This window comes from Noviherbaspirillum soli, assembly GCF_015352955.1.
Taxonomy (GTDB): Bacteria; Pseudomonadota; Gammaproteobacteria; order Burkholderiales; family Burkholderiaceae_D; genus Noviherbaspirillum_A; species Noviherbaspirillum_A soli.
In genome coordinates this window covers 1-24,148 of record NZ_JACYOX010000019.1, presented here as the reverse complement: position 1 = coordinate 24,148, position 24,148 = coordinate 1, and the positions used below count along the sequence as shown (strand labels likewise).

Genomic DNA, 24,148 nt, shown 5'->3' with positions numbered 1-24,148 from the left:
GTTTCCGAAAGTCCGCATGCGAGTCGCCTTCCCCTTTCTCACTGCGCTTATGCTGTTTTCCGCCGGCCCCGCCGCGGCGGAAACCCTGCGGGTCGGCAGCTTTTCCAGCGGCGACCTGGCCGGCTGGGACGTCAAGTCCTTCAAGGGCGAGACCCGCTACGAACTGGTGCGCGATGGCGGCGTGACCGTGCTGCAGGCCAGCACGGACGGCATGGCCTCGGGCCGATTTCGCAAGATACGGGTCGACCTGGCCAGAACGCCGGTGCTGCGCTGGCGCTGGAAGATCGACGCGCCGTATCGCGGCAACGATGAAGAGTCCAGGGCCGGCGACGACTTCCCGGTGCGCATCTATGTCGTTGTGGAACGCGGTCCGCTTGGCCTGCGCAGCCGCGCGCTGAACTATGTGTGGGCATCGGGCAAGCCGGTTGGCGCGCGCTGGCCGAATCCCTTCACCAGCCAGGCGATGATGCAGGCGGTCGACAGCGGCGATGCCAGGGCCGGCACCTGGGTCAGCCACCAGCGCAATGTGCGCGATGACCTGCGCGCCGCCTTTGGTGAAGACTTCACTGAAATCGACGCGGTCGCCGTGATGACCGACGGCGACAACGGCGCCCGCCAGGCCCGCGCCTGGTACGGCGACATCAGCTTTTCCAGCGAGTAGCCGCCGTGACGACACAGCGCCTGCTCCTCGTTGGCGGCGGCCATGCCCACCTGTTCGTGCTGGAGGCGCTGCGCAGGCGCCTGCCCGAATGGCGCGACCGGCTGCAGGTGGCCATGGTCAGCCGCGACCTCCACACGCCCTATTCCGGCATGCTGCCTGGCCTGATCGCCGGCCATTACCGGCACAATGAAGCCCATGTGCACCTGGCGCCGCTGGCCGCGGCGGCGCAGGTGGAACTGGCGCAGGCCAGCATCGTCTCCTTCGACCCGGCAGCGCGCGTGGCGCTGGACGATTGCGGCCGGCAATGGGATTTCGACCTCGCCTCGCTCGACATCGGCTCGGCGCCGCCGCTGGACCGGGTGCCCGGCGCGCAGGACCATGCGCTGCCGATCAAGCCGGTCGACGTCTTCCTGCAGCAATGGCGCGCCTTCCAGGCCCAGGCCGACAGCCTGGCGCGGCCGGTGCACATGGTGGTGGTGGGCGGCGGCGCCGGCGGCGTCGAACTGGTGCTGGCGATGGCGCACCGGATGGCGGGCCGGCGCGACCGCGTCAAGTGGTCGCTGGTGACGCGCGGCGAACTGCTTGCCGGCTATCCGCGCGGCGCGGCCCGGCGCATGGCGCGCCACCTGGCAAGGCAAGGCATTGCGGTGCTTACCCGGACCGACGTGCTGCGGGTGGAACCGGACATGCTGCACTTTGCCGATGGCAGCACGGCGGCCTACGATGCGCTGCTATGGGCCACTGGCGCCGGCGCGCAGCCCTGGGTGGCGCAATCTGGCCTGGCCTGCCTGGACGGTTTCGTCCATATCGACAGCCATCTGCGCTCGGTCAGCCATGGCCATGTGTTTGCCGCCGGCGACATTGCCACCGATCCGCTCCAACCGCGCGCCAAGGCTGGCGTCTATGCAGTGAGGCAAGGGCCGGTGCTGGCCGACAACCTGCTGCGCACGGTCGCCGGCCAGCCGCTGGCGGCCTACTTGGCGCAGCGCGGCCACCTGTCGCTGCTCGGCACCGGCCCGCGCCATGCGGTGGCGGTATGGCAGGGCCTGAGTTGGGAAGGCGCCTGGGTATGGCGCTGGAAGGATGCGATCGACCGCAGATTCATGCACCGTTTTTCGGATTGGGATGTACCTACCCAGTTCAATAGTTAATAGGAACAAACAAAATGCAACGCAAGCAAGCACGCGACATCACCTTCCAACAGCTGTTTGAAAACAACCGCCAGTGGGCGGCCGCCATTTCCGCCGAGGACGCCGACTTCTTCAAGAAGCTGGCCGCCCAGCAGACGCCCGAATACCTGTGGATAGGCTGCTCCGACAGCCGGGTGCCGGCCAACGAACTGCTGGGCCTGCTGCCGGGCGAGCTGTTCGTCCACAGGAATATTGCCAATGTGGTCGTGCACACCGACCTGAACTGCCTGTCGGTATTGCAGTTCGCCGTCGACGTGTTGAAGGTCAAGCATGTGATCGTCTGCGGCCACTACGGCTGCTCCGGCGTGCATGCGGCGCTGGTGGGCCGGCGGGTCGGCCTGGCGGACAACTGGCTGCGCCATGTGCAGGACGTGCACATGAAGCATGAGCGCTATCTGGGCGAGGTCCTGCCCGACAAGCAGCGGCTGGACCGCCTGTGCGAGCTCAACGTGATGGAGCAGGTGACCAACCTGTGCCAGACCACCATCGTTCAGGATGCCTGGGAGCGCGGCCAGGATCTCACCATCCACAGCCTGATCTACGGCATCCAGGACGGTTTGCTGCGCGACCTGGGCGTTTCCATCAGCGCGCCGGAAGAACTGGCCGGAACCCTTGCAGAGGCGTTCCGGGCATATGAATGACAGTGGGGGCGAGCCGCTCTAGAAGCCTGCGCGGCAGCTAGAGCGTTTCCAGCCTGACTGGCATCCACCGGCCAAGCAGGATTGCCTTTGGAAGAGTCGCCCGAGGGTGAGTAGGGTGCAATACCCGAAGGGCATTGCACCGCGGCCGCATACCGCAAAGACCATCTCAATGACCTTCGCTGGTCCACGCATGGGGAATGCCCCTTCAGGGTATTCCACCCTACAGCATCAGGGGTATGTGCAGGATGCAGGTTGCGCCGCGCCTAAACCTGCGGCATGAGGCTAGTCTGGCCAAATTCGCTCTAGCGGCCGCGATGCGGGCAATCCTGCTTGGTGCAATGCGCATACAGCGCCAGCGCATGCTCGGCGATGGCAAAGCCGCGCTGCTGCGCGATGACCTGCTGGCGGCGCTCGATTTCCTCATCGAAAAATTCTTCCACCCGGCTGCAGTCCAGGCACACCAGATGGTCATGATGCGAGCCTTCGTTCAGCTCGAACACGGCCTTGCCGGACTCGAAGTGATTCCGGCTCAGCAGGCCGGCCTGCTCGAACTGGGTCAGCACGCGATAGACGGTGGCCAGGCCGACATCCATGTTATCGGCCAGCAGTATCTTGTAGACATCTTCGGCGCTAAGGTGGCGCACGGTGCTGCCCTGGAAAATTTCGAGGATCTTGAGCCGCGGCAGCGTGGCCTTGAGGCCGCTGGCCTTCAGGTCGGTGGGGTTGTTAGGCATGGATTTGGTCGGATGGAGATGATCTGCTTTATCATATAGCGTTTGACCACCTAGCTCAATCGACTGAGATCTCCCCTTATGCGTATGCTGTTTTCCCATTCCGGTGCGCTGTGCGTGCTGTTCGCCGCCGCCCTAGCCGGCTGCGCGTCGAAGAACCCGCTGATTGACGAGCCTGCGAGCGTACGCCGCAGCGAGCCGGCAGTGCAGGCGCAACAGGCCAGCGAGCAGGGCGGCAGCGACGTGCAGGTCACGCGCGAAAAGCCGTTTCTCGGCTTTCTGCGCCCTTACCGGCCCGACATTCAGCAGGGCAACTTCGTCTCCCGCGAAATGGTCGCGCAACTGAAGGAAGGCATGACCCAGGACCAGGTCCGCTTCGTGCTCGGCACGCCGCTCCTGACCGACGTGTTCCACAACAACCGCTGGGACTATCCGTTCCGCATGAAGAAGGGCAATGGCGAAGTCACCACCAGCCGCGTGACGCTGACCTTCGTCGACAACCGCCTGGCGCGCATCGAGGGCGGCGACCTGCCGACCGAAGCCGATTACCTGTCGCGCATCGCCGGGGAGAAGGTTCGCAAGGCCAACACCATGACCCCCGGCCCGCAGCCGGTGCCTTCTTCCGCCGCCGACCCGCAAACTCCCGCCACCAAGCCATGACTCAAATGAAAATTGCCGTTGCCGGCGCATCCGGCCGCATGGGCCGCATGCTGATTGAAGCCATCCGCAATGCGTCCGACGCAGAACTCGCCGGCGCGCTCGACGTTGCCGGCGCTCCCGGCCTGGGCGCCGACGCATCCGGTTTCCTCGGCCAGGATTCCGGCGTCCTGATCACCGACAAGCTGGAGCAGGGACTGGCCAACGCCGACTACCTGATCGACTTCACCCGGCCGGAAGGCACGTTGAAGCACATGGAATACTGCGCCGCGCATGGCATCAAGATGATCGTCGGCACCACCGGCTTCGACGAAGCCGGCAAGGCCGCGATCGCCGCCGCCGCCGAAAAGACCGCCATCGTGTTCGCGCCCAACATGAGCGTGGGCGTGAACGTGACGATGAAGCTGCTGGAGCTTGCGGCAAAGAGTTTTGCCGAAGGCTATGACATCGAGATCATCGAGGCGCATCACCGCCACAAGGTCGACGCGCCGTCCGGCACCGCGCTGCAGATGGGCGAAGTGGTGGCGCGCGCGCTGGGCCGCGACCTGAAGGAAGTCGGCGTGTTCGCGCGCGAAGGCGTGACCGGCGAGCGCGACCCTTCCTCGATCGGCTTTGCCACGATACGCGGCGGCGACATCGTCGGCGACCACACCGTGCTGTTTGCCGGCATCGGCGAGCGCATCGAGATCAGCCACAAGTCGTCGAGCCGGGTCACCTATGCCCACGGCAGCCTGCGCGCCGCCCGCTTCCTGGCCGGCCGCGACAGCGGACTCTACGACATGCAGGACGTACTTGGCCTGCGCTGACGCACGATACGCCGTGTGAGGACGCGATGAGCGCGCCGGCCCGCCGTTCGCTGGCAGCGATTGCCATTTCGGTGGCCGTGCATGCCGGCGCGCTCGTCGCCGTGCTTTCCGGCGTGAAAACCCACGTGCATCCATCGCCGGAACCCAAGCCGATCACGGTGGCGCTGTTGCCACCGCCGCAGCCAGTGCCAGCGCCCGTTGCCATGCCGGCGCCGCAACCGCAGCCCGAGCCGCCACCTCCTGCCAAACCATCCCCGCCGCCGAAACCAGCATCGCCGCCACGGCCTGCGCCGGTGGCGAAGCCGGCGCCACGACCCGCACCGGCGCCGCGCCGCGCCGCGCCAGCGAGGACGGAACCCGCACCGGCAGCGCCGCCTGTCGCGGAAGCGACACCCCCGACAACCGCGCCAACCCCGGCGCCGACCGCGCTTCCCTCGCCCCCTGCCCCGCCAGCGCCGCCAGCCGAGCCGGTGCGCACCGGCGTCTCCATACCCGCCAGCTATGCCGCCGCCAACCGGCCGCCGGTGCAGCCGGCGCGCTCGCTGCGCAACGGCGAGGAGGGACGGGTGATGCTGCGGGTGCTGGTGCAGGCCGACGGCAGCGCCGGCGAGGTCCAGGTACGCACTTCCAGCGGCTTTCCGATGCTGGACGAGGCGGCGCGCAGCGCGGTCCAGTCCTGGCGTTTCAATCCCGCCACCAGCAACGGCAAGCCGGTGGCCGAGTGGTACCTGGTACCCATCGTTTTCAAACTTTCCAACTAGAACAAACGCAGATGAACCCGACAATCGCAAATCAAAGCATGGGACTGGCCCACTACTGGGCGCAAGGCGACGCGGTATCGCACGCAGTCGCCTATGTGCTGCTGGCCATGTCCATCGTCAGCTGGTACTACATCCTGGCCAAGGCCTGGAGTTCCTGGCGCATCCGGCGCAGCGCCGGCGCGCTGGAAGCTTTTTGGAAGGCGCCGACGCTGGCCGACGCCGTCGCGGTGATGAAGAGCGCCGACAGCGAGCGGGTCTACACGCCGCTGGCGGCGCAGAGCATGGAAGCGGCCAACCTGCGCGCCCAGGACAACTCGCTGAATGCGGCGGTCGATCCGGGCGAGCTGATCACCCGCACGCTGCGCCAGGAAATCAACCGGGTTTCCTCGCGGCTGGAAAACGGCCTGACACTGCTGGCATCGGTCGGATCAACCGCCCCCTTCGTCGGCCTGTTCGGCACGGTATGGGGCATCTATCATGCGCTGATCGCGGTCTCGGCGTCGGGCACGGTGCAGATCGACAAGGTGGCCGGGCCGGTCGGCGAGGCGCTGATCATGACCGCGCTGGGCCTGGTGGTGGCCATTCCGGCGGTGCTGGCCTATAACGCCTTCACCCGCGTCAACCGGGTCACGCTGGCGGAACTCGATGCCTTCGCGCACGATCTGCATGCGTACCTGACCACCGGCAGCCGCGTCGGCAAATAAGCAGGAGGAACATCATGGCATTTGGCGGATTCGACAATAACCGGCAGGGCGCGCCGATGGCTGACATCAACGTCACACCGATGGTGGACGTGATGCTGGTGCTGCTGGTGATCTTCATCATCACCGCGCCGCTGTTCACCCACGCGGTCAAGCTCGACCTGCCGAGCGCGCAGTCGGCGCCGGCGCCGGAAAAGCCGGAAACCGTGACGCTGTCGATCAATGCGGCCGGCGAGGTATTCTGGAACGATGCGCCGGTCGCCCAGGCCGACCTGCCGGCGCGGATGGCGCAAGCGGCGCAGAAACAGCCGCAGCCGGAACTGCAGCTGCGCGCCGACAAGTCGACCCGCTATGAAGTGATCGCCCAGGTGATGGCGGCTGCCCAGAACAACGGGCTGAGCAAGCTGGGATTCGTCACCGAACCCACGGCTGCGGCCGCCGCAGCTGCGCCGGCGCGTAAATAGCATGACGGCCAGCGCCCGCCTGGATGGCCGCCGGCTGACCGGCATGCCGGCGCTGCACCGCGAATGCCGGCGCGAATTCGGCCTGCCCGATTTTTACGGCAACAACATCAGCGCCCTGATCGACTGCCTGTCCGGCGTGCGCGATAACGACGGCATGAGCCGCTTCGCGCTGGCGCCGGGCGAACTGCTCGACATCACCGTCACCGATGCCGGCCTGGTCAGGCGACAGGCGCCCGAGGTGCTGGCCGCGCTGGAAGACGTGGTGGAGGAAGTCAACCTGCGCCATGCCGAGACCGGCGCGGCGCCGGCATTGCGGCTGCTGCTGCGCTGACGCCCGCCCGGGCGCAAGCGGCGGCGGCGCCACTTGCGGTGGGCAGCCAGTATAATGCTCGGTTCAATTCAACCAGTCCCACCACCGAATCGCAGCCGCCATGCAAGAAAAATACAGTCACGCCGAGGTCGAACAATCCGCACGCGACCACTGGCAAGCCATCGATGCCTACCGCGCCGTTGAAAACGCGACCGACCGCAACGGCCAGGAAAAGAAGAAGTTCTACGCCTGCTCGATGCTGCCCTACCCGTCCGGCAAGCTGCACATGGGCCATGTGCGCAACTACACCATCAACGACGTGATGTACCGCTATCTGCGCATGAACGGCTACAACGTCCTGATGCCGATGGGCTGGGACGCGTTCGGCATGCCGGCGGAAAACGCGGCGATGGCCAACAAGGTGCCGCCGGCGCAATGGACCTATTCCAACATCGCCCACATGAAGCAGCAGATGGAAGCGATGGGCCTGGCGATCGACTGGTCGCGCGAGATGACGGCCTGCAAGCCCGACTACTACAAGTGGAACCAGTGGATGTTCCTGAAGATGCTTGAGAAAGGCATCATCTACAAGAAGACCGGCACCGTGAACTGGGACCCGGTCGACCAGACCGTGCTGGCCAACGAGCAGGTGATCGACGGCCGCGGCTGGCGCTCGGGCGCGCTGATCGAGAAGCGCGAGATCCCGATGTACTACGCCCGCATCACCGACTATGCCGAGGAACTGCTGCAGCAGGTGGAAACAGGCCTGCCCGGCTGGCCGGAGCGGGTGCGCATCATGCAGTCGAACTGGATCGGCAAGTCCACCGGCGTGCGCTTCGCCTTCCCCTATGACCTGACCGAGCCCGGCAGCAGCACCCATCCGCTGCCGCAGGACAGCGGCGGCTTCCCGCTGCAGGGCAAGCTGTGGGTGTTCACCACCCGCGCCGACACCATCAAGGGCGTGACCTTTTGCGCCATCGCGCCCGAGCATCCGATGGCAACCTTCGCCGCCCGCGAGAACCGCGAACTGGCCGAGTTCATCGCCGAATGCAAGCAGGGCAGCGTGATCGAAGCCGACATGGCGACGATGGAAAAGAAGGGCATGCCCACCGGCCTGTACGTCACCCACCCATTGACCGGCAAGCTGGTCGAGGTCTGGGTCGGCAACTATGTGCTCGTCACCTACGGCGACGGCGCCGTGATGGGCGTGCCGGCGCATGACGAGCGCGACTTCGCCTTCGCCAAGAAGTACGTGCTGCCGATCGAGCAGGTGATCGCCATCGAAGGCAAGACCTTCTCCACCGAGACCTGGCATGACTGGTATGCCGACAAGGAAAACGGCCGCTGCATCAATTCCGGCAAGTATGACGGCATGGCCTACCAGGAAGCGGTGGACGCCATCGCCGCCGACCTGGCCGAGCGCGGCCTGGGCGAGAAGAAGGTGACCTACCGCCTGCGCGACTGGGGCATTTCGCGCCAGCGCTACTGGGGCACGCCGATTCCCATCATCCACTGCGCAAGCTGCGGCGACGTGCCGGTGCCGGAAAAGGACCTGCCGGTCGTGCTGCCGGAAGACTGCGTGCCGGACGGCAGCGGCAATCCGCTCAACAAGCATGAAGCCTTCCTGCACGTGGACTGCCCGCAGTGCGGCAAGCCGGCGCGGCGCGAGACCGACACCATGGACACCTTCGTCGATTCGTCCTGGTATTACATGCGCTACTGCTCGCCGGGCAGCAGCGAGGCGATGGTGGATGCGCGCAACGACTACTGGATGCCGATGGACCAGTACATCGGCGGCATCGAGCATGCGGTGCTGCACCTGCTGTATGCCCGCTTCTGGACCAAGGTGATGCGCGACTTCGGCCTGGTGAAGTTCGACGAGCCCTTCACCAAGCTGCTCACGCAGGGCATGGTGCTGAACGAAACCTACTACCGCGAGGACGAGTCCGGCAAGAAAGTCTGGTTCAACCCGGCGGATGTGTCGCTGACCACCGACGAGCGCGGCCGGCCGGTGTCGGCCACGCTGAAGTCCGACGGCCAGCCGGTGCAGATCGGCGGCATCGAGAAGATGTCCAAGTCCAAGAACAACGGCATCGACCCGCAGGCGCAGATCGACCAGTACGGCGCCGACACCGCGCGCCTGTTCACCATGTTCGCCTCGCCGCCGGAGCAGACGCTGGAGTGGTCGGGCGCGGGCGTGGAAGGCGCGAACCGCTTCCTGAAGCGGGTCTGGGCCTTCGCCCATGCGCAGGCGCCGCGCCTGGCGGCCACCGCCGCGATCGAGCCGGTGGCACTGCCCGAAAGCCACAAGGCGCTGCGCCGCGAAGTCCACAGGATCCTGCAGCAGGCCGACCACGACTATCGCCGCACCCAGTACAACACCGTGGTGTCTGCGGCGATGAAGCTGCTCAATACGCTGGAAGGCGCGCGCCTGGACGACTCCGGCGCCAGCAATGCGGTGATGTTCGAATGCCTGTCGATCTTCCTGCGCGTGCTCTATCCGGTCGCGCCGCACGTCACCCATGTGCTGTGGCAGGAACTGGGCTATGCGGCCAGCTTCGGCGACATCCTCGACGCACCCTGGCCGCAGGTCGATCCGGCGGCGCTGGAGCAGGCCGACATCGAGCTGATGATCCAGGTCAACGGCAAGCTGCGCGGCAGCGTGCGGGTGCCCAAGGATGCCGACAAGGCCAGCATCGAGGCGGCGGCGCTGGCGACCGAGAGCGTGCAGAAATTCCTGACCGGCGCGCCGAAGAAGGTGATCGTGGTGCCGGGCAAGCTGGTCAACATCGTCGCCTGAGCCAACGAGGAAACGGAACGCCATGCGTAAATTGTTGAGCACGACCCTGCTGGCGCTGGCAGCGATGCTGGCGCTGAGCGCCTGCGGCTTCACGCTGCGCGGCACCGGGCCGCAGGATCCGCTGCCCTTTTCCACCATCTTCCTGGGCTTTGGCGAAACCTCGCCGGTGGGCGTGCAGCTGCGGCGCAACCTCAACGCGATGGGCAATGTGCGGGTGGTGAAGACGCGCGAGGAAGCCGACGCGATACTGGAAGTGCTCCGCGAAGGCCGGGAAAAGCAGATCCTGTCCCTGAACAGCCAGGGCCGGGTGCGGGAATACAACCTGTTCTACCGGCTCAATTTCCGCGTGATCGACAAAGAGGGCCGGCAGCTGCTGGCGCCGAACGAGGTGCTGATCCGGCGCGTGCAGAGCTATAACGAAGCCCAGGCGCTGGCCAAGGAAGTCGAGGAAGCCCAGATGTACCAGGAAATGCAGACCGACCTGGTGCAGCAGGTGCTGCGCCGCATTTCCGCCATCAAGCCGCTGGCGCCGGCGCCGGAAGCGGCACCGACGCCGGCGCCGGCTTCAAAGTAGGCCGATACCATGCAACTGCGCATCGACGCGCTGGACGCGCACCTGGCCAAGAGCCTGGCGCCGCTGTACGTGATCGCCAGCGACGAGCACTTGCTGGCGCTGGAGGCGGCCGACAAGATACGCAAGTGCGCCCGCGCCCAGGGTTATGCCGAGCGCGAGGTGCTGAGCGTGGAGCGCAGCTTCAAGTGGGGCGAACTGCTGGCCGCCAGCCAGTCGCAATCCCTGTTCGGCGAGCGCAAGCTGATCGAGCTGCGCATCCCCACCGGCAAGCCGGGCAAGGACGGCGGCCAGGCGCTGCAGGCCTATGCGGCAGCGCTCAACCCGGACAATGTGACGCTGATCACCCTGCCCAAGCTGGACTGGGCCAGCCAGAAGGCAGCCTGGGTGACGACCCTGCAGCAGGCCGGCGTCTTCATCGACATCCCGCTGGTGGACCGGGCCCAGTTGCCCAACTGGATAGGCCAGCGCCTGGCGGCGCAGCAGCAGAGCGCCGACCGTGACGGCATCGCCTTCATCGTCGAACGGGTCGAAGGCAATCTGCTGGCAGCGCATCAGGAACTGCAGAAGCTGGCGCTGCTGCATCCGCCCGGCAAGCTCAGCTTCGAGGCCATCCACGACGCGGTGCTGAACGTGGCGCGCTATGATGTGTTCAAGCTCAGCGAGGCGATGCTGGCCGGCGATGCGGCGCGCCTGGTGCGCATGCTGGAAGGTTTGAAAGGCGAAGGCGAGGCGCTGCCGCTGGTGCTGTGGGCGGTGGCCGAGGAAATCCGCACCCTGCTCAAGTTGCAGACCGGCCTGTCGCAGGGCAGGCCCCTGCCGGCGCTGTTGAAGGAATACCGCATCTGGGGGCCGCGCGAGCGGCTGGCCGAAGGCGCGCTGCGGCGCCTGCCGCTGTCGCTGCTGCGGGAAGCATTGCAGGATGCGGCGCAGATCGACCGCATGGTCAAGGGCCTGCGCGCCAAGGCGTTTTCCGGCGATCCCTGGGATGCACTCCTGCAACTGGCGCTGAAACTGGCCCGCGGACGCGCCCACTGAAGCGGTCGCACGCATTTGAAGAGGAAAGAAATGGATATCCAACAGTACATGAGTGAAGTCGGCCAGCGCGCCCGCGCCGCATCGCGCGCCATGGCGCGCGCCGACACCGCCGCCAAGAACCAGGCGCTGTCGCTGATCGCGGCCGCAATCAGGCGCGACGCCGAGGAGTTGAAGGCAGCCAACCAGCGCGACCTGGAAGCCGCCCGCGCCGCCGGCCTGGCGCCAGCCATGCTGGACCGCCTGACGCTGTCGGACCAGGCGATTGCCACCATGGCCGAAGGCCTGGAGCAGATCGTCGCCCTGCCCGACCCGATCGGCGAAATCTCCAACATGAAATTCCGCCCGACCGGCATCCAGGTCGGCCAGATGCGGGTGCCGCTGGGCGTGATAGGCATCATCTATGAAGCCCGTCCCAACGTGACGGTGGACGCCGCCGGCCTGTGCATCAAGAGCGGCAACGCCACCATCCTGCGCGGCGGCTCGGAAGCGATCCATTGCAACCAGGCGCTGGCAAAGCTGGTCAAGGAAGGCATGGCCGGCGCCGGCCTGCCGGCCGACGGCGTGCAGATCGTCGAGACCACCGACCGCGCTGCGGTCGGCGCGCTGATCACGATGCCGCAGTATGTGGACGTGATCGTGCCGCGCGGCGGCAAGGGCCTGATCGAACGGCTGATGCGCGAATCCACGGTGCCGATGATCAAGCACCTGGATGGCATCTGCCATGTCTACATCGACGACCAGGCCGACATTGAAAAGGCGCTGGCGATCGCCTTCAATGCCAAGTGCCACCGCTACGGCACCTGCAACACCATGGAAACCCTGCTGGTGGCGCGCGAGATCGCGCCCGAGGCCCTGCTGCGCCTGGCCGCGCTGTACCGCACCCGCGAAGTGGAATTGCGTGCCGATGAAACCGCGCATACGCTGCTGGCCGGCTATCCGCACCTGGCGCACGCCACCGAAGCCGACTGGCAGACCGAATACCTGGCGCCGATTCTCGCGGTGAAGATCGTCGACGACATGGACGAGGCCATCGACCACATCAACACCTATTCTTCCAGGCATACCGACGCCATCGTCACCGAGAACTACAGCCGGGCGATGCGTTTCCTGCGCGAGGTCGATTCCGCCTCGGTAATGGTGAACGCATCCACCCGCTTCGCCGACGGCTTCGAATACGGCCTGGGCGCGGAGATCGGCATCTCCAACGACAAGCTGCATGCCCGCGGCCCGGTCGGCCTGGAAGGCCTCACCTCGCTGAAATACGTGGTGTTCGGCCACGGCGAAGTGCGCAAGTAGGCGCCCGATCAACTGAAGGAACACATACCGCATGCTCTGGGTCAAATCGCTGCACATCGTCTTCGTCGCCTCCTGGTTCGCCGGCCTGTTCTACCTGCCGCGGATTTTCGTCAACCTGGCCATGGTGGCGCCGGAAGACAAAACCACGACCGATCGCCTGCTGCTGATGGCGAGGAAGCTGTACCGCTTCTCCGGCATCCTGATGGTGGCGGCGCTGGCCTTCGGCCTGTGGCTGTGGCTGGGCTACGGCATCGGCCGCGGGCCGGGTAACGGCTGGCTGCATGCCAAGCTGGCGCTGGTGGTGCTGCTGATCGGCTATCACCATGCCTGCGGCTCGCTGCTGCGCAAGTTCGAAGGCGGCCGCAATGCGCGCAGCCATACCTGGTACCGCTGGTTCAATGAAGTCCCCGTGATCGGCCTGCTTGCCGTGACCATCCTGGTCGTGGTCAAACCCTTTTAAGAAACCGAGCCATCCATGACCCAAACCTGCACCTACTATCTCGCTCCGCCCTCGCCTTACGTCTACCTGGGACACCAGCGCTTCGCCGACCTGGTGCGTCAATACCAGGTGCAGGTGGATGTGCGTCCATTCGACCTTGGCCGGGTCTTCGGACTTTCGGGTGGCTTGCCGCTGGGCAAGCGGGCGCCGCAGCGCCAAGCCTACCGGCTGGTGGAACTGGAACGCTGGAGCCGTTATCTGGGCAAGCCGCTGAACCTGCAGCCGCAGTTCTTCCCGGTCGCCGGCGACCCGGCGGCGTTCCTGATCATCGCCGCCAAGCTGGCGCACGGCAATGAGGCCGCCATGGACCTGACCGGCCGCATCGGCAGCGCGGTATGGGCCGAGCAGCGCAATATCGCCGACGACGCCACGCTGGCCGCGATCGCCGGCGAGGCCGGACTCGACGGCGCGGCCCTGATGAAGGCAGCCGCCACGGCCGCAGTGCAGGCCGAGTATCAGCGCTATACCGATGACGCCATTGCCGCCAATGTATTCGGCGCGCCATGGTACGTCGTCGACGGCGAACCGTACTGGGGCCAGGACCGGCTCGACTTCGTCGAACGCGCCTTCCGCAGAGAATGACTTCACGTCATTCACAGCCACAACAGACATAGCAGCACAACAGCAACAGCAACAGCAACAGCAACAGCAACAGCGACACAACGGACAAAGGGTACCCCATGAACCATTCCTATTTTTGCCCCTGCCCGCGCGGCATGGAAGCCGCGCTGGCGGAAGAACTCAACGAGATCGCGCAAGGCTATTCGCCCACGCTCAAGGTCCACACCCAGGTGCCGGGCGGCGTGCATTGCTCGGGCACGATGGCCGACGCAATGCGGGTCAACCTGCACTCGCGCATCGCCTCCAGGGTGCTGATGCGGGTGGCGCATGCCAGCTATCTCAATGAAAACGACGTCTACGACCTGGCGCTGGCCCAGCCCTGGGAAGACTGGTTCGACGTGCACCATACGATCCGCATCGATGTCACCGCCATCAAGTCGCCGCTGAAGAGCCTGGAATTCACCACGCTGAAGATCAAGGATGCCGTCTGCGACCGTTTCCGCGACCTCTGCGGCAAGCGGCCGTCGGTCAACACCCGCACGCCCGACATGCGGGTGTTTGCCTTCATCGACGCGCGCACCGTCACGCTCTATCTCGATACCTCGGGCGAGGCGCTGTTCAAGCGCGGCTGGCGGCTCGACACCGGCGACGCGCCGCTGCGCGAGAACCTGGCGGCCGGTTTGCTGCGGGTATCGGGCTGGAAACCCGGCGAGGTGCTGTTCGATCCGATGTGCGGCTCGGGCACCATCCTGGCCGAGGCGGCGCAGATGCTGGCCGGCATTCCGCCCGGCGCCCGCCGCGCCTTTGCATTCGAGAAGTTCACGCCCTTCAGCGCCGATGAATGGCGGCAGGTCAAGGGCAGCGTCAAGCCGCGGCCCCTGCCGGCCGAACCGACGATTTTCGGCAGCGACATTTCCGGCGACATGGTGGCCATGGCGCGCGCCAACCTGCAGCGCGCCGGCATTCCGTTCGAGGTGCCGCTGAAGCAGATCGAGGCGCAGGAGGTGAAGCCGCCCAGCGATGCGCCGGGCTTTATCGTCACCAACCCGCCCTATGGCGAGCGGATCGGCGTGCGCGGCGACAGCACCATGCCCGAAGACGACATGGCGATTGCCTTCTTCAGCGCATTCGGCACCACGCTCAAGCAGCGCTTCGCCGGCTGGAAGGTGTTCCTGTTCACCGCCGACCTCGGCCTGCCCAAGCTGCTGCGCCTGAAGGAAGCACGCAAGACGCCGTTCTTCAACGGCGCGATCGAATGCAGGCTGTTCCGCTTCGACATGGTCGCCGGTTTCAACCGGCGCGAGGAAGCCAAGCCGAAGTCCTGACGCCTGCGTCCTATGCCGCCAGCCCGCATCGCGGCGGCATGCGGTCCCGGCATCAGCTCGACGCGATGCCTACCGCGCCCTCATCCGGCGTCCCCGCCACCCTGTCGCGCATGCGTTGTCCGAAGACCTCGACCATGCGCGCATTGAATGCCGGTATGTCCTCCGGCTTGCGGCTGCTGACCCAGTTGCCGTCCACCACCACTTCCTGATCCACCCAGTTGACACCGGCCTTTTTCAGGTCCTGTTCCAGGTCCTGGTGGCTGGTCATGGTCTTTCCCTGCACCAGCCCGGCCGATGCCAGCAGCCATGCGCCGTGGCAGATCACTGCGATCGGCTTGCCCTGCGCCGTGATGCCTTTCACGATCTTTTGCGCCGGCTCGATATCGCGTATCCGCGCCGAATTGACCTCGCCGCCGGGCAGCAGCACCGCATCGAAGTCTTGCGAATAGGCTTCGTCGAAAGTCAGGTCCACCGGAAACTGGTCGGCCGGCTGGTCATGGTTCATGCCCTGCACCATGCCGCGCTTGTCGGAAATGATCTTGGTAATCGCCCCCTCGCCTTCCAGCGCATCCTTGGGTTGCGTCAGTTCAGCCTGCTCGAAGCCATCGGTAACGAGGATGGCGATGTGCAGCCCGTTGAGTGCCGGATCCATGTGCTTCTCCTTTTGCTGAAACAGATGACTACCCGGAGGGAGTCAGCGGGCAGCAAAAAGTTCGGGCGACTGGAAGCGGCCTTGCGCAGACCGCCAGGGAAGGTGGAAACTGGCTGGAGATAACAAGACGGCGTTATCGACGAAACCTCAAAAGCAACGGCAACAACGCGGCACCTGCCCCATCACTTTCAAAAGTGCAGCCCTCTGCGCGTGATACGGAGCTGCCCCGCAGGCCGCCATTGCCCCTCACCAATGCACTGCGCTATATTGTTTGAATCCTGACAACTCCCGCGCCCTCATGTCCACCCATGCCGGATTCGACTATGCCGCCTTGACCGACGCCGGCCGGGTGCGCGACCACAATGAAGATGCGGTTACGGTGCTGCCGGCTTGCGGACTGGTGGTGCTGGCCGATGGCATGGGTGGCTACGCGGCGGGGGAAGTGGCGAGCGATATCGCCGTGTCGGTGATCACGGATGTGGTCGAGCAGCACTTCCTGCACCGGCCCATCGTTCCCGACGATCTGTGGCAAGTGCTGGTCGACGCGGTGCTGGAGGCCAATACCGCCATCATTGCCGCGGCGCTCGACGAGCCGGCTTACCGCGGCATGGGCGCCACGCTGGTCGCCGGCTTGTTTCACCAGGACAGGCTGATCGTGGCGCACGCGGGCGACTCGCGTGCCTACCGGCTGCGCGATGGCCTGCTGAGCCTGATCACGCGCGACCATTCGGTGCTGCAGGAACGCATCGACGGCGGGCTGCTGACGGTGGAAGAGGCGCGGGGCTCATCGATACGCAATCTGGTCACAAGAGCATTGGGCGTCGAGGCCGAACTCGCGGTGGAAGTGCATGAGCATGCGGTGGAGCGCGGCGACGTCTATCTGTTTTGCTCGGATGGCCTGAACGACATGATTGACGACGAAGAGATTGCACAAGTGCTGCTGCAGGCTCCTGGCACGCTGGCCGACGCCGGCGCGGCGCTGATCGATGCAGCCAATGCGGCTGGCGGCGCTGACAATATCTCCGTGGCGCTGGTGGGCGTCAACGACCTGCATTCCTGAGCGGGCAGCATCGAAGGCAAAGGCGGCTTCCCGGCCACGCCGTCAGCACGCACCAAAAAAAATCGCCCGCAAGGCGGGCGATTTTTTCAGCGGCGCTGGATTCAGGCTGCTGCGCTATCGGTGACGGCGGACACGGTCTGATTGGTCGCTGCCTGGACCGGCTTGACGAACTGGCCCGACAGGCTGGCTGCCTGTGCCTGCATCGCTTCGCCAGTCTGCTTGGCAACCTTGTTGACCTGCTCATACACCGCGTTGGCCGTGCCCATCATGGACTTGACCAGCGCCATGGCATCGGACGAACCGGCGGGAGTGGCTGCTGCGAACTGATCGACGATGGCAGTGGCTGCGCGGCTGACTTCGGCGACCTGGGCTTCCGCGGTCTTGGAAAAAATCTGCTGCGTCTCGCTAAAGATCTCGCCCAGATAACGGGCATAGGAAGCGGCCTTCTCGGTGTTGGGCTGGAACTGAGCCGTCACCAGTGCCAGAAATGCCTGCGGATCACGCGCGGTGCTCGCCTGGGTCAGCACATTGCCGAAGTCCTGGGCCGACGCCTTCATGGCCGCCAGGTTCAGCGTAGCCACTTTCTCGGCGCTTTCCAGCGCGCTGCCAGCCAGGGTCTGAAATGCGCTTGCCTGCGATTGCATCAGCGCCTTGCTCGAATTGAGGTACTGCTCGACATTGGGAAACATGCGGTTCTCCGAAATGATTCAGGGTTGCGATTGATGAGTTGACATACATGCACTACCTATATTGCAGTGCAACATAATTGATTTTACGCGAAAATCCGAGGTTTTAGGCAGCAAATTCTTTGATCGAACCGAAATCCGCACAGCTGGCAAAATCGCCATGGTTTCAAAAAAGCAACTCAACCCTTGTTCAGGATTTCCTTGCACGGCCGGCCTGCTTGCCTGATGGCGCAGTTTTCTGCATTGGCTGAGCGCGGCTGGCCTTGACGGCAGCCTTCGGTACCACCGTAGACCTGGCCAGGGTTTTTGTGTCCGGAGTAGCAGCAGCAGGGATTACCGGCGTAGCCTTGGCCACATTGTTGATGGCTTCCGTCACTTCCTGCACTGCCTGCAGCACTTCTGTCGCAGCTTCCGCCCCGGATGGGGCAGCGGCGGCGGGCTGTGGCTGGGCCTGAACTTCAGCTTCCATCTCGGTTTTAGGCGGAACGAGCGCTTCGACAGGCAGCACGGGTTCCGGTAAGGCTGCGTCCAGCGCCGCCGGCGGCACCACGCCCTGCAAGTCCAGCGCGGCAGAAGGCGCAGAAGGCGTTTCTCCCGTGGCGGCTTCCACCAGGTCTTGTGTCACGGGTGCAACCATCTTGCCGGCAATGCCGCGCAATTGTTCCGCATAATTGGTCCAGACCTGCGGCACCGGACGCATCACGTTGGCGGCCAATTGAATGAATTCGACCGGATTATTCGCCGCAAGCAGTTTCTGCACTGCGCCAGCCAGGGCTTCGGCGGAAGCCTTGCCGGTGCGTACATTGAGCACGCCGATCTGGTGGCCGATCTCAAGCAGGTTGCCGGCGATCCGCCCCGCCTGAAGGACTTGGGAGTTCAGCTGTGCAAGCGCATCGCTCTTGAACTGTTCTTGTAGTGGATACATGGATTCCTCATGAAAAGAACATCGTAATGATTACGATTGCTGCTATGCAGCAAACCGAATTCTAGCCGACTATTGGAGCAGTTCGCCGATTTCAATCAAAAATAGGCATGCATAAAGGCATGAATTATTGGAGGAAATATTTTAAGCATCCGTTTCCAGCCAATCTGCCCGCACGGCAATTGAACCCAAACCGTGCAATATGGTCAACACTGGATACGCAGCGCAACATTGTCGTTCGTCGGGCAGTGTCGCGCCTCCCTTCAAAGGCGTCATGATGCAGCCACCCAAAAACGGAAACCACAGCGATTGCATGAACCGGCAATGATTACCCTGGATACCGACCAAGCCCCGCAGGACAACGCCGGCGCGGCCAGCGATGCCGCCCTGTCCGGCCTCGTCGGCCTGGCCCGTCTCTCACGCCTGACCCTGCTCTACCACGGCCCGGTCGGCAGTGACGGCGGTCGTGAACAGGCTGCCGCGCTGGCCCGCGCCAGCAGCGGCGACATTGCCGTGCTGTTCGACGCCGGCAGCGACATGCCGCTGCCGGATTTGCTCAGCGCCATCGAGGAAGCGGTGCTGGAAGCCAAGCCGCAGGCGCCGCTGGCGCCGCCGATGGCCGGTCCGGTGGAGGCACTGCTGGCCTGGCAGCAGGCGCTGGACTTGCGCTTCCTGCTGGTCTTCTATCGCTTCGATGCGGCGCTCGCCCGGCCCGACGCCGCATTCGAGGCGGAGTTGCTGCGCCTGGTGCGCGATCCGGCGCTGGACCTCAGCCTGCTGCTGCTGATGGATGAGGCAGCCGCGCCGCTGCTGGAGCGCCTGCGCGCCGAACTTCCCGACCTGGGAGAGGATTATCTGCGCCTGCCGGAACCGGCCGCGGCGGCTGCGCTGCGCGGCAGCGCGCTGATGGCTGAACCCGAACCGATCCTGCCGGCGTCGCTGTTTGCATCGCCCCTGACGCCACTGCGGGACGAACCGATGGCGGACATGCCGCCCGAACCGGCGCCGTCCACACCCGACTGGCTGCAGCGCCAGGAGCCGACCCTGGCACCGTTCGCCGCGCCCTTCTGGCCCGAGCCGGCATCCGACCAGGACGACGACAGCGCGCCAGCCACGGCCGATGCGCCTGCCGGCCCGCAAGCGCCACGCCGGCGCCGCCCCTTTCCCTCTCTGCTGGAACAGGCGGCGCCGGATCTGTCATTCGACGCGGATGACACAAGGACGGCGGACGAGCCGACGGCGCCTGCCGCCCCTGACGCGAGGCTGGAACCGGTATGGACCGCGCCTGAGCAGGGAGGCGCGCCCGCATATCGCGAGCCGCGGCCGTTGCCGCTGGCGGCATGGATGCACAAGCGGCAGGGACGCCGCCGCCGCGCCACCATGGCGCTGGCAAGCGCGGCGGGCATGAGCGGCAGCATTCTGTTCTTCTTCATGCTGGTGCTGGCGCTGCTCTGCTGGGAACTTCCGCAGCTGCACTGAGCGCGGCCGTGCGCCATGGCCGCTGCGGGCCATTCACGATTGACGGCTGCCTCAGGCCAGCAGGCCGGCTACCAGGTCGACCGGCCCAGGCCCGGCGCCATCGAAGCGCAGCGCCGCTTCCACATGATTGAGATGTTCCAGCATCAAGGCCGCCGCCTGCGCCGCATCGCCGGCCCTTGCGGCCTGCAGAAAGGCCACATGCTCGTCGGATGAGCAGGCGGCATCGCGCACCGACTGGTACAGCATGGTGATGAGCGAGCTGCGCGCCACCAGTTCCTGCACGATTTCCGTCAGCACCGGGTTGCCCACCACCTGCGCCAGCAGCACATGGAAGTCGCCCAGCAGCTGCGAGCGGGCCTTGGAATCGGGCCGGGCCACCGCTGCCCGCTCGTTCCTGATGTGCTTTTCCAGCCGCACATAATCCGCGGGCCTTGCCTTTTCCACGAACTGCGCCACCAGCGCCGCCTCGATGATGCGGCGCGCGGCGAACACGTCGCGCGCCTCGGTCTCGGTCGGCTGGCTGACGAAAGCGCCCTTGTCGGGCACGATGTTGATCAGCTTGTCCTTGGACAGAATCAGCAGCGCGGCCCGGATCTTGGTGCGGCTGACCGAGTACACCCGCGACAGCGCCTCTTCGCGCAGCTTGGTGCCGGGCGGCAGCTTGCGCGCCGCGATCGCGGCGGCGATATCGTCCGCGATCGCGGCCGAACTGCGGGTGCTGGTCTTTTCTTCGGTGTCGGTGGTGGTCATGGTGAACGCGTGTGGCGGCCTGTTTCGTGCATGCCGCAATGGCCGTCACTATACCAGCCGGCCGGACCCGGCGCAGCCGGCATGTACACTTTTTTTGTATACAATCTTTGCATCCGATACTATACTTCCACCGACTTGACCAAGGAGCGATCATGACTGCGGCAGCAGAAACCACCGACACCGGCGCGCTTGTGATGCGCCACGCCGACCAACTGGCGCAGCACACCGAGACGCCGGGCATGCTGACCCGCACCTACCTGACGCCGGCGCACCATGCCGCCAGCGCGCTGCTGGCGCAGTGGATGCTTGATGCCGGCATGCGCGTGCGGCGCGACGCCGCCGGCAATGTGATCGGCCGCTATGAAGGCGCAACGCCCGATGCGCCGGCGCTCCTGACCGGCTCGCATTTCGACACCGTGCGCAATGCCGGCAGCTATGACGGCAACCTCGGCATCATCCTGCCGATCGCCTGCATCGCCGCCTGGCATCGCCAGGGCCGGCGTTTCCCGTTCGCCATCGAGGTGATCGGGTTCGCCGAGGAAGAAGGCGTGCGCTTCAAGGCCACGCTGCTGGGGAGCCGCGCCATTGCCGGCACCTTCGATCACAGCGTGCTGGAGCGGCGCGACGACACCGGCACCAGCATGCGCGAGGCCATCGCCGCGGCCGGCTTCGATGCCGCCGCCCTGCCCGCCGCCGCCTATCACCGCCAGGACGTGCTGGCCTTTGTCGAAGTGCATATCGAGCAGGGCCCGGTGCTGCTGGACGAGGGCTTGCCGGTGGGCGTGGTCACCGCGATTTCCGGGGCTTCCCGCTTCATGGTGCAGGCGAGCGGCCTGGCCGGCCATGCCGGCACGGTGCCGATGGGCCTGCGCCGCGACGCCGCGATGGCCGCCGCCGAGATTGGCCTCTACATCGAGCGGCGCTGTTCCGGCACGCCGGGCCTGGTGGGCACCGTGGGCGTGCTGGAAGTGCCCAACGGCGCGGCCAACGTGGTGCCGGGCCGCGCCGTCTTCACCATCGACATCCGCGCCGAGCAGGACGCGGTGCGGCAGGCTGCCGTGGCCGATGTGCTGCGCGAGATGCAGGCCATCGCCGCGCGCCGCAACGTCAGCCTCGACATCAACCAGACCCACGATGCCGCCAGCGTGCCCTGCGCGCCCTGGCTGCAGGCGCAGCTGGAACAGGCGATCGCCGGCCTTGGCCTGCCGCTGCGCCACCTGCCTTCCGGCGCCGGCCATGACGCCATGGCGGTGGCCGCGCTGACCGATGTGGCGATGCTGTTCGTCCGTTGCGGCAATGGCGGCATCAGCCACCATCCCGACGAGACCATGACCGCCGCCGATGCGCAGGCGGCGGCCGATGTATTCACCCGCTTCGTTGAAAGCTTTGTTCCGCAGCAGGCTGCGGCCTGATCCGTTACCTCTCACAGAAAGACTGGCATGACTGAATTACTGATCGATGGCTTCACCCTTTCCGCGCAACAGGTGCTGGCCGTGGCGCGCGACGCCTCCATCAAGGTGGGCCTGGCGGATTCGTCGCGCGCTGCATTGAAGGAAAGCCGCGACTATATCGAAGCCAACTGGATGCATGACGAAGCGCCGATGATGTACAGCTTCAACACCGGCGTCGGCCTGCTGAAGGACACCCGCATCAGCGTCGACCATATCGAGCTGTTCCAGACCCAGATGATCCGCGCCCACGCGGCCGGCATGGGCGAGCCGTTTTCCGAGGAAGTCAGCCGCGCCACCATGCTGCTGCGCGCCAACGCCTTCGCCAGCAACTATTCCGCGCCGCGGGTGGAAGTGGTGGACCGCCTGCTGGACTTCGTCAATGCCGGCATCCATCCGGTGATGCCGCAGAAGGGCTCGGTCGGCGCATCCGGCGACCTGGCGCCGCTGGCCTACCTGGCCGCCGCGATCGCCGGCTTCGACGAAGCCGAGGTGATGTACCGCGGCCAGCGCATGCGCGCGCCGCAGGCCATCGCCGAAGCCGGACTGTCGCCGGTGAAGTTCGACCTGAAGGCCAAGGATGCATCGGCGCTGATCAATGGCTGCACCGTGTCGCTGGCCGTGGCCGTGCTGGCCGCCGACGACGCCCGCAACCTGCTGTCGGATGCCTGCCTGTCGCTGGGCCTGACGCTGGAGGCGATGCGCGCCGAGATGGCGGGCTTCGACGAGCGCATCCACAAGGCGCGCCCGCATCCGGGCCAGATCAAGACCGCCGCCATCGTCAGGAAGCTGCTGGCCGGCTCCACCCGCGCCAGCCATGCGGCGCGCGCCGTGCAGTTCCCGGATGAACTGCGCCGCACCGACATCGCCTACACGCCGCGCATCCAGGACGTGTACTCGCTGCGCTGCGCGCCGCAGGTGTATGGCCCCGTGTTCGATGCGCTGGACTACATCGACACCATCGTCGGCAACGAGATCAATGCCGCCACCGACAATCCGCTGATCTTTGGCAAGGATGGCGGCGGCTTCGAGATCATCTCCGGCGGCAACTTCCACGGCCAGTACCTGGCGCAGGCGATGGACCTGCTGGCGATGGCAGTGACCGACCTCGGCAGCATCTGCGAGCGCCGCATTGCGCGCCTGATCGACCCGACCCTGTCCTGGGGCTTGCCGCGCAACCTGATGACCGGCATCCGCGGCGTCAACACCGGCTATCCGGTGGTGCAATGCTCGATGAGTTCGCTGGTGATGGAAAACCGCACCCTGTGCATGCCCGGCAGCGTCGACAGCATCCCGTCCAAGGGCAACAGCGAAGACCACATCTCCAACTCCACCTGGTGCGCCCGCAAGGCCGCAACCGTGGTGGCCAATACCCGCTACATCGTCGGCGTGGAAATGCTGCTGGCCGCGCAGGCGCTGACCATGACCGAAGCGCTGCTGCCGGGCTTCGTGCTGGGCGCCGGCACCCAGGCCGCCTACGACGAGGTGCGCCGCCAGATCCCGGCCTGCCTGGAAGGCGACCGCTGGTTCCATCACGATATCGAGGTTGCGCATTCGTTCGTGGCGAGCGGGTCGGTGCGGGCGGCGGTGGAGGGGAAGATAGGGAAGTTTGCCTGACGGCTGGTAATGGGGTAGTTGGCGCTGCCGTTGCCGTACGCGCAGCGACAGTTGCAGTTGCAGTTGCAGTTGCAGTTGCAGTTGCTTTTGAAGTGGCCGTTGCAGTTGCAGTGAAGTCCCGTTGAGCGCGCCGTGTCAGCGGTGCCCGGAGCGGATAAGGTGCGGCGTCTGTCTGAGCCAAGCTTTGCTTGGCGAGTTTAGCCGCGCCCCGCTCCGGGTACCGCTGACACGGGCACCCCGCGCAGCGGGGCGCGATCACCGGGTCGCCTTTTTTTGGTTACTTTTTTTGGCGAAGCGGTATGTGTCAAGGTAGTTGTCGCCAAATTAGTCATGCAGCACGTGGCATCGCGGCCGGCAAAGCCTCCTTTCGCTCGGGGTTCAGATACACCACCTCGTCAAGATCCCAATGGCGCACGGCGCCTGCCCAGCGCTGCGGCTTGGCGGCCCGGGCGGCTTGATAGACCGCCTTGCGATGGGCCAGCAGCTGGTCCGCCTGGCCACGATGACGCTGATCCGGCGTCA

At 65.7% G+C, this 24,148-nt stretch carries 25 protein-coding genes and 1 pseudogene; 20 read left to right on the top strand and 6 right to left on the bottom strand.

The features are described 5' to 3' along the window. Positions 1-16 precede the first annotated feature (16 nt). The 3 genes from IGW04_RS14635 to can are packed head-to-tail and all read left to right on the top strand — an operon-like array spanning position 17 to position 2,492. Positions 17-661, top strand: a complete 645-nt coding sequence (locus tag IGW04_RS14635) for a DUF3047 domain-containing protein (protein ID WP_228527107.1) — start codon at positions 17-19, stop codon at positions 659-661. Between the two features lie 5 nt (positions 662-666). Continuing rightward, a complete protein-coding gene (locus tag IGW04_RS14630) occupies positions 667-1,812 on the top strand; it encodes an FAD-dependent oxidoreductase (protein ID WP_194713820.1) in 1,146 nt (381 codons plus the stop codon). Between the two features lie 14 nt (positions 1,813-1,826). After that, entirely contained in the window at positions 1,827-2,492 is a 666-nt protein-coding gene (can, locus tag IGW04_RS14625; RefSeq protein WP_194713819.1) for a carbonate dehydratase, read from the top strand. A gap of 302 nt (positions 2,493-2,794) precedes the next feature. Here the strand turns inward: can and fur are convergent, their stop codons facing one another. After that, a complete protein-coding gene (fur, locus tag IGW04_RS14620) occupies positions 2,795-3,226 on the bottom strand; it encodes a ferric iron uptake transcriptional regulator (protein WP_194713818.1) in 432 nt (143 codons plus the stop codon). Positions 3,227-3,304: 78 nt separating this feature from the next. Here fur and IGW04_RS14615 point away from each other — a divergent pair, with 78 nt between their 5' ends. The 13 genes from IGW04_RS14615 to IGW04_RS14555 all read left to right on the top strand — a co-directional run bounded on the left by IGW04_RS14615 (position 3,305) and on the right by IGW04_RS14555 (position 15,012). Beyond that, the gene (locus IGW04_RS14615) at positions 3,305-3,883 is read left to right on the top strand and encodes an outer membrane protein assembly factor BamE (protein WP_228527106.1); all 579 of its coding nucleotides are present in this window, start codon (positions 3,305-3,307) and stop codon (positions 3,881-3,883) included. Beyond that, the gene (dapB, locus tag IGW04_RS14610; protein WP_194713817.1) at positions 3,880-4,686 is read left to right on the top strand and encodes a 4-hydroxy-tetrahydrodipicolinate reductase; all 807 of its coding nucleotides are present in this window, start codon (positions 3,880-3,882) and stop codon (positions 4,684-4,686) included. Before IGW04_RS14615 ends, dapB begins: the two co-directional genes overlap by 4 nt. Before the next feature lie 26 nt (positions 4,687-4,712). Beyond that, positions 4,713-5,447 (top strand): energy transducer TonB, encoded by a 735-nt coding sequence (locus IGW04_RS14605; RefSeq protein ID WP_194713816.1) that lies wholly within the window; start codon positions 4,713-4,715, stop codon positions 5,445-5,447. An 11-nt stretch (positions 5,448-5,458) separates the two neighbouring features. Further along, complete coding sequence (locus IGW04_RS14600; RefSeq protein WP_194713815.1) at positions 5,459-6,151, top strand: MotA/TolQ/ExbB proton channel family protein; 693 nt, start codon at positions 5,459-5,461, stop codon at positions 6,149-6,151. A 14-nt stretch (positions 6,152-6,165) separates the two neighbouring features. Then, the gene (locus IGW04_RS14595) at positions 6,166-6,612 is read left to right on the top strand and encodes an ExbD/TolR family protein (RefSeq protein ID WP_194713814.1); all 447 of its coding nucleotides are present in this window, start codon (positions 6,166-6,168) and stop codon (positions 6,610-6,612) included. Position 6,613: 1 nt separating this feature from the next. Beyond that, positions 6,614-6,943 (top strand): barstar family protein, encoded by a 330-nt coding sequence (locus IGW04_RS14590; protein WP_194713813.1) that lies wholly within the window; start codon positions 6,614-6,616, stop codon positions 6,941-6,943. A gap of 100 nt (positions 6,944-7,043) precedes the next feature. Then, positions 7,044-9,722 carry a leucine--tRNA ligase gene (gene leuS / locus IGW04_RS14585; protein WP_194713812.1) on the top strand — a complete coding sequence of 893 codons (2,679 nt, stop codon included), beginning with the start codon at positions 7,044-7,046 and terminating at the stop codon, positions 9,720-9,722. A gap of 22 nt (positions 9,723-9,744) precedes the next feature. Continuing rightward, positions 9,745-10,296, top strand: a complete 552-nt coding sequence (locus IGW04_RS14580) for an LPS-assembly lipoprotein LptE (RefSeq protein WP_194713811.1) — start codon at positions 9,745-9,747, stop codon at positions 10,294-10,296. Positions 10,297-10,305: 9 nt separating this feature from the next. Further along, a complete protein-coding gene (holA, locus tag IGW04_RS14575) occupies positions 10,306-11,331 on the top strand; it encodes a DNA polymerase III subunit delta (RefSeq protein ID WP_194713810.1) in 1,026 nt (341 codons plus the stop codon). 30 nt (positions 11,332-11,361) lie between these two features. Continuing rightward, positions 11,362-12,627, top strand: a complete 1,266-nt coding sequence (locus IGW04_RS14570) for a glutamate-5-semialdehyde dehydrogenase (RefSeq protein ID WP_194713809.1) — start codon at positions 11,362-11,364, stop codon at positions 12,625-12,627. 31 nt (positions 12,628-12,658) lie between these two features. Then, positions 12,659-13,087, top strand: a complete 429-nt coding sequence (locus IGW04_RS14565; protein ID WP_194713808.1) for a CopD family protein — start codon at positions 12,659-12,661, stop codon at positions 13,085-13,087. Positions 13,088-13,102: 15 nt separating this feature from the next. Continuing rightward, positions 13,103-13,708 carry a 2-hydroxychromene-2-carboxylate isomerase gene (locus IGW04_RS14560; protein WP_194713807.1) on the top strand — a complete coding sequence of 202 codons (606 nt, stop codon included), beginning with the start codon at positions 13,103-13,105 and terminating at the stop codon, positions 13,706-13,708. A 98-nt stretch (positions 13,709-13,806) separates the two neighbouring features. Next, entirely contained in the window at positions 13,807-15,012 is a 1,206-nt protein-coding gene (locus IGW04_RS14555) for a THUMP domain-containing class I SAM-dependent RNA methyltransferase (RefSeq protein WP_228527105.1), read from the top strand. Positions 15,013-15,064: 52 nt separating this feature from the next. Here IGW04_RS14555 and IGW04_RS14550 read toward each other — a convergent pair whose 3' ends face one another. Then, positions 15,065-15,664: a type 1 glutamine amidotransferase domain-containing protein gene (locus IGW04_RS14550; protein WP_194713806.1), complete on the bottom strand. Its 600-nt coding sequence runs from the start codon at positions 15,662-15,664 to the stop codon at positions 15,065-15,067. A 298-nt stretch (positions 15,665-15,962) separates the two neighbouring features. Between IGW04_RS14550 and IGW04_RS14545 the strand changes: the two genes are divergently transcribed. Beyond that, a complete protein-coding gene (locus tag IGW04_RS14545; protein WP_194713805.1) occupies positions 15,963-16,724 on the top strand; it encodes a PP2C family protein-serine/threonine phosphatase in 762 nt (253 codons plus the stop codon). A gap of 101 nt (positions 16,725-16,825) precedes the next feature. On the opposite strand, the gene phaP is transcribed toward IGW04_RS14545, so the two are convergent. Together phaP and IGW04_RS14535 are read right to left on the bottom strand one after the other, a co-directional pair. Beyond that, positions 16,826-17,413 (bottom strand): TIGR01841 family phasin, encoded by a 588-nt coding sequence (gene phaP / locus IGW04_RS14540; protein WP_194713804.1) that lies wholly within the window; start codon positions 17,411-17,413, stop codon positions 16,826-16,828. A gap of 187 nt (positions 17,414-17,600) precedes the next feature. After that, on the bottom strand, positions 17,601-18,335 hold the full coding sequence (locus IGW04_RS14535; protein ID WP_194713803.1) for a phasin family protein: 735 nt from the start codon (positions 18,333-18,335) through the stop codon (positions 17,601-17,603). Between the two features lie 321 nt (positions 18,336-18,656). Between IGW04_RS14535 and IGW04_RS14530 the strand changes: the two genes are divergently transcribed. Then, positions 18,657-19,811, top strand: a complete 1,155-nt coding sequence (locus IGW04_RS14530) for a hypothetical protein (RefSeq protein WP_194713802.1) — start codon at positions 18,657-18,659, stop codon at positions 19,809-19,811. Positions 19,812-19,862: 51 nt separating this feature from the next. Here the strand turns inward: IGW04_RS14530 and IGW04_RS14525 are convergent, their stop codons facing one another. After that, complete coding sequence (locus IGW04_RS14525) at positions 19,863-20,561, bottom strand: GntR family transcriptional regulator (RefSeq protein ID WP_194713801.1); 699 nt, start codon at positions 20,559-20,561, stop codon at positions 19,863-19,865. Between the two features lie 152 nt (positions 20,562-20,713). Here IGW04_RS14525 and IGW04_RS14520 point away from each other — a divergent pair, with 152 nt between their 5' ends. After that, entirely contained in the window at positions 20,714-21,973 is a 1,260-nt protein-coding gene (locus tag IGW04_RS14520) for an allantoate amidohydrolase (RefSeq protein WP_194713800.1), read from the top strand. Between the two features lie 27 nt (positions 21,974-22,000). Further along, the gene (locus IGW04_RS14515; protein WP_194713799.1) at positions 22,001-23,626 is read left to right on the top strand and encodes an HAL/PAL/TAL family ammonia-lyase; all 1,626 of its coding nucleotides are present in this window, start codon (positions 22,001-22,003) and stop codon (positions 23,624-23,626) included. Between the two features lie 328 nt (positions 23,627-23,954). Here IGW04_RS14515 and IGW04_RS14510 read toward each other — a convergent pair. Continuing rightward, positions 23,955-24,148, bottom strand: a pseudogene (locus tag IGW04_RS14510) (hypothetical protein); the annotation flags it as partial.